Annotated in this window: 5 protein-coding genes and 1 tRNA gene; 4 read left to right on the top strand and 2 right to left on the bottom strand. The window is 67.1% G+C overall.

The features are described from left to right. Positions 1–480 (top strand): LysR family transcriptional regulator substrate-binding protein (locus tag FVW20_RS05575; RefSeq protein ID WP_196608645.1); only part of this gene is annotated, 480 nt, incomplete at its 5' end. A 250-nt stretch (positions 481–730) separates the two neighbouring features. On the opposite strand, the gene FVW20_RS05570 is transcribed toward FVW20_RS05575, so the two are convergent. Together FVW20_RS05570 and FVW20_RS05565 are read right to left on the bottom strand one after the other, a co-directional pair. Beyond that, the gene (locus FVW20_RS05570; RefSeq protein WP_231038895.1) at positions 731–2,167 is read right to left on the bottom strand and encodes a cytochrome c peroxidase; all 1,437 of its coding nucleotides are present in this window, start codon (positions 2,165–2,167) and stop codon (positions 731–733) included. Between the two features lie 356 nt (positions 2,168–2,523). Next, positions 2,524–2,610: transfer RNA gene (locus FVW20_RS05565), tRNA-Leu, on the bottom strand. 344 nt (positions 2,611–2,954) lie between these two features. Between FVW20_RS05565 and FVW20_RS05560 the strand changes: the two genes are divergently transcribed. From FVW20_RS05560 to FVW20_RS05550, 3 genes are all read left to right on the top strand, one after another. After that, complete coding sequence (locus FVW20_RS05560; protein WP_196608644.1) at positions 2,955–4,088, top strand: DUF1786 domain-containing protein; 1,134 nt, start codon at positions 2,955–2,957, stop codon at positions 4,086–4,088. 186 nt (positions 4,089–4,274) lie between these two features. Further along, complete coding sequence (locus FVW20_RS05555; protein ID WP_196608643.1) at positions 4,275–5,579, top strand: phenylacetate--CoA ligase family protein; 1,305 nt, start codon at positions 4,275–4,277, stop codon at positions 5,577–5,579. Positions 5,580–5,751: 172 nt separating this feature from the next. After that, a partial coding sequence (locus tag FVW20_RS05550; protein ID WP_196608642.1) for a DUF456 domain-containing protein occupies positions 5,752–6,152 on the top strand: 401 nt, incomplete at its 3' end.

Raw genomic sequence — 6,152 nt, 5'->3', positions numbered from 1 at the left:
GTGGACATGGAAGCCCTGCGCCGCGAACCGCTGGTGTGCATCGCCGCACCCGGATCGCCGCTGGCCGGGCTTGACCGGGTGACCCCGGCAGACCTTGCGGGCCAGCCGCTGGTGCTCACCCGGCACGTGTGGAGCCTGCGCCCCGCCATCGAACAGACCCTTGCCGCCGCCCACGTGCAGCCCGGGTCCGTGCTGGAATGTTCCAGCATCGTCATCGTCAAGCGGTGCGTGGCGTCGGGGCAGGGCGTGGCTGTGACGCCGCTGTGCGCCGTGCGCGACGAGGTGGACCGGGGTGAACTGCGCGCGCTGGACGCCGCCGCTCTCGTGGGCGCCCCCCTGACGGATGCATGGCGTGCGGATGCCCCCGGAATGCACGCCACCCTGTCCGTCCCGGTGCTGCTGGCCCTACCCGCCCGGCGACAGGCGCCCGCCGCTGCCGCCTTTTTCGCCGCTATCCTGCGTGACCTGTTCCGGCCCTAGCGCCCCGCCTGCTCACCCTGTCCGCGCCCTCAAGCCGTTGGGATACACGTCGGCATGACGTCCCACCCCGCACCCGGCAGACCCGTCCGCAGACTCGTCCGCAGGCTCGTTCGGCACGCGCATTCATCACCCGCGCATGCCGCCACCCCGCACCAACGGATAGGGCGGAACGGGTACTCCCGTTCCGCCCTTGGGCGTCATGCATCGTAGTGCCGTTGCTGGTCGAATGGGGCCAGCGCGTCGTCAGCCGCTACTTCGCCACGGCCACGCCGGTCAGTGGCTTGCCCTTGTATTCGCCGGTCAGCGTGCGCAGGAAGGACACGATGAGCGCGCGGTCGCCCTCGGGAATGGGCATGCCGGACAGGTAGGCGCCCATGATGCGCACGGCATCGTCCAGAGTGGTCACGGTGCCGTCATGCATGTAGGGGGCGGTCAGTTCGATGTTGCGCAGGTTGGGCACCTTGAAGCGGTGCAGGTCCTCGGGCTTCTTGGTGAAGTCCTTCATGCCCGCGTCGGAGCCCAGCGGGTTGCCCCGGTCCTTGAAGTAGTCGGCCTTCAGGTCCATGTATTCGAACGATTGGCCGCCCACGGCCTTGCCCACATGGCAGCTGGAGCAACGGTACGCCTTGAAGCGCTGGTAGCCGTCCATCTCCGCCTGGTTCAGGGCCTTGTCGTCACCCTTCAGCCACTTGTCGAAACGGCTGTTGGGGGTGATCAGGGTCTTTTCGTACTCGGCGATGGCGTCGGTGATGCCCGCCGCGCTCCAGCCGCCGGGGTACAGGGCCGCGTATTCCGCCGTCAGGGGAGCGTCGGCGGCCAGCTTGGCGATGATCTCCTGCCAGTCCCTGGAACCCATCTCGATGGGGTTCAGCGGCGGGCCTCCCGCCTGTTCCTGCAGGTCGGCCGCGCGGCCATTCCAGAACTGGCGGACGTTGAACACGGCGTTGAAGGTGGTGGGGGCGTTGATGTCGCCGAACTGCTTGCGGATGCCTTCCGCGAAACGGCGGTTGTCGGTGCCCGCCTTGTCCTCTGCGTGGCAGCCGGAACAGGCCAGCGTGTTGTCCGCGGACAGGCGCTTGTCGTTGAACAGCCGTTCGCCCAGGGCCACCTTGCGGGAATCGGTGGGCAGCGACGCGGGCAGGGGCTGCAACGGCTCGTTGGCGCGGTTGGGCGCGGCGTCGGTGGAGTAATGCGCCGCGCGCGTGGCCGCCGCCCATTCCAGAACGGCCTTGCGGTCTTCGGCGTTCAGGCGGCTGCCCCAGTGCACCGCCGTGAACTTGGCGGGGGGCATGGTCTCGTTCAGCACCACCCACTCCATCTTGGCGATGGTGGCTTCGCCCACGGGCGCGTCATTACCAGAGCCTTGACCAGAGCCCGGAGCCGCGTCAACCAGTTCCACGTTCAGGTCCATGGCGCGCAGGCCGTCGCGGAAATCCTTTTCGATCATCTGCTTGATGCCGGGCACCTTGGCGTAGAACGGCAGATCATAGTCGCGGCTGTGACAGGCCATGCACTTGTCGCGCACCACTTCGGACACCTGCTTGAACTTGTCCATCTGCGGTACGCCCTTCACGGGCCGACGGGCATCCGCTCCCTTTTCGGCGGCTGCCGCGTGCGCACCGGGCACTGCGTACAGGCTGGGCGCGGCAAACCCCATGATCGCCGCAAGGCCCCACCCAGCCAACATCCGTGCTGCTCCCTTTCGCATCATCGCCTCCTGTCGCGGGCATCCGCATGCCCACGGTCTGTGCGAAACCTCACGAGCGTTGCCGTCTTCCATGCCTGTGCCGCGAGGTCGCAGGGTTCGATAACACCTTGGATCATTTGATGACCCCAATCGTTGAGGATGCTATATCGAAAGACATTATTTTAGCAATAGTAATTATTACTGATTATGCATGGCTCACTTTATTTCAAGGCTTTGATTTCAATCAATAACTCTGAAAACTTCCGGGAGAGCTTGTTCAGATTTTCTCACGCCCTTGCCGCAGAAGGGCGCAAACGAAGACGCCGCAGCGTTTCCGCTGCGGCGTCTTCAAAATATGGTGCCGAGGAAGGGACTCGAACCCTTACAGGATTTCTCCCACTACCCCCTCAAGATAGCGTGTCTACCAATTCCACCACCTCGGCACGGGGAACGACCGTATAGCCTTGGTCAACCCGGCTTGGCAAGCGTTTTCTGCTGTTTTTCCGCACCCCCGGTACCAATGCGCAACAAACCGGCGTCGCGGCGCTTCCGCCGTTGTGCAACGTCGCGACGCGAAACGGCCAAACGCCCCCGCCCCGGCACGCCGCTGCGCACATTCCGCCGCGCCCTCAGCGGCTTGCGGTGGTTGCGGGTTTGCATGTACTGTCGTGCGCTGTCCTCATCCGCCGCCCCAGCGGCCCTTTCCGGCAGCCCGCACGGGCCGCCATGCAGCGGCACGGCCTGCGTCGCCGCAGCCACCCCGAATCCACACGAACCTCACCCACGCATGAACATACCCAACCTTCACCCCGCCCAGCAGGCCCGGACCACGTCCGCATCCACGCAAGCCGCCACAGGCGCAGCCCCTGCGCCCGGCAGCATCCTGTGCCTGGACATCGGCAGCGGCACCCAGGACGTGCTGCTGACCATGCCCGGCCTGAACCCGGAAAACTGGCCGCGCTTCGTGCTGCCCACGCCCGCCCGCCGGGTGGCCAGACGCATCGCCGAACTCACCGCCGAGGGCCGCCACATCTGGCTGCACGGCGAGAACATGGGCGGCGGTTTCTTTGGTGCGGCAAAGGCCCACGTGGCCGCCGGGCTGCGCATGGCCGCCCACCCGGAAGCGGCCCTGGCCCTGCACGACAACCCGGAACGGGTGCGCGCCCTTGGCGTGGACATTGCCGAATCCTGCCCCGCTGGGTTCGCCCCGGTGCGCCTGTCCGACTACGAACCCGGCTTCTGGCGCGCCCTGCTGGATACCTGCGGCCTGCCGCAGCCGCACCTGGTGGTGGCCGCCGCACAGGATCACGGACACCATCCGCAGGGCTCAAACACCGTGGGTCGCTTCGAGCTGTGGCGCGATTTTCTCAACAGTTCCTCGGACGGCCAGCCCGGAGCCAACCCGGCCAGCCTGATCTACGACGTGCCGCCCGCCCAGTTCACCCGCCTGATCACCTTGCAGCGGGCCATCGGCGGCGGCCCCGTGGCCGATACCGGCGCGGCCGCCGTGCTGGGCGCGCTGGCCCTGCCCGAAGTGCAGGCCCGCAGCGCCCGCGAAGGGGTGCTGGTGGTCAACGCGGGCAACAGCCATACCATCGCCTTTCTGGTGTTCCGCCAGCGGGTGTGGGGCGTGTACGAGCACCACACCGGCATGCTGACCACCGAAAGCCTGCTGCACGACCTGAACGAATTCCGCCTGTGCTGGCTGCCCGACGAGCAGGTGCGGGCCGCCGGGGGCCACGGCAGCGCATTTGCCCCGGACATTCCGCCGGAGACGGAAGGCTTTCGCCCCGCCTTCGTGCTGGGACCACGCCGCGAGATGCTGCGCGGGCACGGCCAGTTCATCGCCCCGCACGGCGACATGATGCTGGCGGGCTGTCACGGCCTGCTGCACGGGCTGAGCCTGCGCGGCGGGGCCTGACAGCGCCAGGCCGACCACGTGACCGGCTGACCGACAGCGCGGCAAGATCCAGCCTCCGTGCGGCGGTTTTGCCCGGTTCGCAAACGGTGGGCACGTGCAACGCCTGCCGGTTGCAACGCTGCCCGGACACTCGTTTTCCTTCGGCCAACACGGCCCGCCACGCGGGCAACCATAAAGAGGGGTGCCATGGAATTCTTCGACATAGCCGAAACCTGGAGCCGCGAGGCCATCACCGCCGCCCAGATCGTCCGCCTGCGCAACACCGTTGAGCAGGCCATGAAGTCGCCCTTCTACGGCCAGCGACTGAAGGAGGCGGGCGTCACCCCCGGCTCCATCCGCTCGCTGGACGACGTGCGGCGCATCCCGCTCACCAGCAAGGACGACCTGCGCGCCCAGTACCCCGACGGGCTGATCTGCGTGCCCAAGTCGGAACTGGTGCGCATGCACGCCTCCAGCGGCACCACCGGCACCCCCACCGTGGTCTACCACACCCAGTCCGACCTCAATTCCTGGGCGGACCTGATGGCCCGCTGCATGCACATGGTGGGCATCCGCCGCGAGGACGTGTTCCAGAACATGGCCGGGTACGGCCTGTTCACCGGCGGCCTCGGCATCCACTACGGGGCCGAGCGCCTGGGCTGCCTGACCATTCCCGCCGGGGCGGGCAACACCCGCCGCCAGGTCAAGCTGGTGCGCGACTTCCGAACCACCGTGGCCCACATCATCCCCTCGTATGCGCTGTATCTGGGCGCCGCCCTGCGCGACGAAGGCGAAGACCCCGCCGAGCTGCCCCTGCGCATCGCCCTCATCGGCGCGGAACCCCACACCGAGGAGGCCCGCCGCCGCATCGAGGACATGCTGGGCCTGAAGGCCTACAACTCCTACGGCCTGTCCGAGATGAACGGCCCCGGCGTGGCCTTCGAGTGCGTGCACCAGGACGGCCTGCACGTCTGGGAGGACGCCTACATCGCCGAAATCATCGACCCCGCCACCGGAGAAGCCGTACCCGACGGCGAGGTGGGCGAACTGGTCATGACCACCCTGTGCCGCCAGGGCATGCCCGTGCTGCGCTACCGCACCCGCGACCTGACCCGGTTCCTGCCCGGCGAATGTGCCTGCGGCCGCGTGCACCGCAGGCTCGACCGCATCCTGGGCCGCGCCGACGACATGCTCATCGTCAAGGGCGTGAACATCTACCCCATGCAGGTGGAACAGGTGCTCATGGGCTTCCCCGAAGTGGGCCAGAACTACCTCATCGTGCTGGAACGCGACGACTTCCGCGACGTGTTGCGCGTGAAGGTGGAAATACGCGACGAATACTTCGAGGAAGACATGCGCAAACTGCACGGCCTGCGCGAACGCATTACCCGCCGCATCCACGACGAAATCCTGGTCACCCCCAAGGTGGACCTGGTCCAGCACAACAGCCTGCCCAAAAGCGAAGGCAAGGCCCAGCGCGTGCAGGACCTGCGCGAACGCCCCGCGTTGTAACGCTACGGCACCTCTGTTGAAAGCAATGCGGGGGAGGGGAGGAAACTTTTCCAAAAGTTTCCTCCCCTCCCCCGCCCCCCCACCCCTCCTTCAAAATGTTTCAATTGGGGCGCATTGATAACGGCATGGCCTGCCGGTTGCCCCGATCCCATACCTTAACAACCAAATCACCATGGACTACATTCTCGCCACCCTGTGCATCATTGTGCTGTTCGGCATGATCGGACTCAACGTGTTCGGGTTGCCGGGCAACTGGCTGGCCGTGGGCGTGCTGGCGCTGTGGAAGCTGCTGGCCCCCGCCGCGCCGGGCATGGACACGTGGTTCTTCGCCACGGTCATCGGAGCAGCCGCCGTGGGCGAGGTGCTAGAATTCGGCGTGCAGATGCTGGGCGGCAAGCGGTACGGCTCCACCGGGCGAGGCAACCTGGGCGGCATTCTGGGGGCCATCGCCGGGGCCATTCTGGGCGCGCCCTTCCTGTTCGGACTGGGCGCGCTGCCCGGCGCGCTGGCCGGGGCATGGTTCGGCTGCTACCTTGCGGAACTGAGCCATGGCCGCCCGCGCGACGCGGCCCG

Source organism: Nitratidesulfovibrio oxamicus (genome assembly GCF_015731765.1).
Classification (GTDB): Bacteria; Desulfobacterota; Desulfovibrionia; order Desulfovibrionales; family Desulfovibrionaceae; genus Cupidesulfovibrio; species Cupidesulfovibrio oxamicus.
The sequence above is the reverse complement of the archived record's forward strand: the minus strand, read 5'-3'. Positions and strand labels throughout refer to the sequence as shown.